This window comes from Paenarthrobacter nitroguajacolicus (assembly GCF_029952445.1).
Taxonomy (GTDB): domain Bacteria; phylum Actinomycetota; class Actinomycetes; order Actinomycetales; family Micrococcaceae; genus Arthrobacter; species Arthrobacter nitroguajacolicus_B.
In genome coordinates, this window is sequence record NZ_JAQPPK010000078.1 from 1 (window position 1) to 544 (window position 544).

The 544-nt window shown below is 65.6% G+C and carries 1 protein-coding gene; it reads right to left on the minus strand.

Going from position 1 to position 544, the window contains the following annotated elements:
* Window positions 1–544 (minus strand): HNH endonuclease signature motif containing protein (locus tag PJL15_RS22595; RefSeq protein WP_281453360.1); only part of this gene is annotated, 544 nt, incomplete at both ends.

Sequence of the window (544 nt, forward strand, 5' to 3'; positions counted from 1 at the left end):
TGATGCGCCATTGTTCTTTGTGGATGAGGTGGTGGTGGTGGGAGCAGAGGAGGGTGCCGTTGTTGGTTCCTGTGGTGCCTTGGTGTGACCAGTAGGTGATGTGGTGGGCTTCGCACCAGGGTGCGGGAATGGTGCAGTCGGGGAAGGCGCAGCCGCCGTCGCGGGCGGTGATGGCTTTGCGGATGTGGGGTGGGAAGATCCGGCTGGTGCGGCCGATGTTGAGGATTTGGGAGTCGGTGCCGAGCACGATGGGGATGATGTCGGCGTCGCAGGCTATTTTGCGGATGGTGTTGGGGTGGATGGGGCCGGTGAACGTCGCGGTCCCGGTGCTGATGCGCGGTCCCGCGATGGTGCTGATGCCCTGTCCGGTGGTGCCGGTGCCCTGTCCGGCGGTGCTGGTGCCTGTGCTGGTGCTGGTGGTGGGGTGGTGGCGGATGGTGTCGCAGAGGTCGCGGTAGTCGATGTTGACGGTGAGTTGGGGTCGGAGTCCGCCGTTGGAGGGTAGTTTCCCGGTGGTCATGGCCACGGCGCAGGCCCCGACGAG